The 1,553-nt window shown below is 70.8% G+C and carries 2 protein-coding genes and 1 pseudogene; all 3 read left to right on the top strand.

Going from position 1 to position 1,553, the window contains the following annotated elements; translation table 11 throughout:
* On the top strand, positions 1–644 hold a 644-nt coding region (locus tag C1A33_RS25025), incomplete at its 5' end, for a CHAT domain-containing protein (protein WP_133150822.1).
* Positions 645–708: 64 nt separating this feature from the next.
* Positions 709–1,125, top strand: coding sequence for a hypothetical protein (locus C1A33_RS25020; RefSeq protein ID WP_101833858.1), 417 nt, complete (start codon positions 709–711; stop codon positions 1,123–1,125).
* A 5-nt stretch (positions 1,126–1,130) separates the two neighbouring features.
* Positions 1,131–1,553: pseudogene (locus C1A33_RS25015) on the top strand (hypothetical protein); the annotation flags it as partial.

Genomic DNA, 1,553 nt, shown 5'->3' with positions numbered 1-1,553 from the left:
CCCTGACCCACGCCCGCCGCACCAGCCCCACCGCCACCGACACCGACGGCCGGGTCGAGCTCGGCGATGGCCCGCTGGTCGCGATCTGCATGCCAACGACCGCCGGCGCCCCCGACCTGCCCGGCGCCTTGGCTGAAACCACCGCCCTGGCAGCCCGCTTCCCCGGTCAGATCGACGTGCTGACCGGCGAGCAGGCCACCCGCCAGGCGGTTCTCGACAGGCTGCCCACCGCCCGCTGGACGCATTTCGCCTGCCACGGCACCGCCAGCCTCACCGACCCCTCCCAAAGCCAGCTCCTGCTCGCCGACCAACCCCTCACCGTCCTCGACCTCACCCGGCGACACCTCCACCACGCACAGCTGGCGTTCCTGTCCGCGTGCGAAACCGCCCGCCCCAGCGCGCAGCTGACCGACGAGGCGATCCACCTGGCCTCCGCTTTCCAACTCGCCGGCTACCGGCACGTCATCGCCACCCTGTGGCCGATCAACGACATCACCGCCGTCGAGGTTGCCGGCAGCATCTACGCTGCCCTCGCCGACGGCACAGCCCCTGCCGCCGCAGTCCACCAGACCGTCAGAAACCTGCGGGACTACCTGCCAAGGGCGCCATCGGTGTGGGCCTCACACCTGCACACCGGGGCTTGACCACACCAACTGCCGGTTCCCACCGCAGCACTGACCCGGCCTCTACCTGCAGGGAGTGTGCACGTTGACCAGCGATGACCGCGGCGTCCTCGAAGCCGCCCGTGCGATCCGCCCCTACCTGACGGACTGGTTCACCAAGAAGGACGCCGCCGCACTCGACCAGCAGATCGCCACAGTCCTCGCCGCCGCCGAACCGGCCGATCCCGCGCCCGTCGCCGGTGAACTGCGTGCACTACTCCACCGCCACCCGCTTACCGGCCGCTTCCTACGCGATGTACTGGCAGACGCCCCGCGCTACCGGCCTCCCGACCAGCAGCCCCGCTACCAGCGCACCCCACGCCCCGGCACGCTGGGTGACCCAGGACCGGTCGCCGCCGACCGGTACGTCTGCCCGCATGGGGACTACACCTGGTACCGGCCCGACCTCAGTACCCCGATCCCCAGCTGTCCCACCCACCAGGCCGCCCTCACCCGGAGCTGACCGGGATGCTCGACGAATTCTGGAAGACCATCGGTGGGAAACTCGCCGACCGGTGGACCTCCCTCGCTACCCCAGCCCTCATCTTCTGGCTCGCCGGCCTCACCACCTGGACCCTTCACCACGGCGGACTCCACAGCCTCAACCGGCACACCGCCTGGCTCGACCGGCAATCACCCGCCGTACAAACCCTCACGGTCCTCACCATCCTGCTCGCCGTCGCCGCATCCGCGGTCCTGGTGAACCAGGCCGCCACCCCACTCCTGCGCCTCCTCGAGGGCTACTGGCCAGCGTTCACCGACCCGCTACACCACCGCCTCACCGCCCGCGCCGCCGCACGCGCCGCCGCCGACGACACCGCCTGGCAAACGGCATACGCCGCCGTCCAACCCCCCAACATCCCCACCAGCCAGCAACTCGCCACCTACACC

It is taken from the genome of Frankia canadensis, from assembly GCF_900197875.1.
In the GTDB taxonomy this organism is placed as follows: Bacteria; Actinomycetota; Actinomycetes; order Frankiales; family Frankiaceae; genus Frankia; species Frankia canadensis.
The sequence above is the reverse complement of the archived record's forward strand: the minus strand, read 5'-3'. Positions and strand labels throughout refer to the sequence as shown.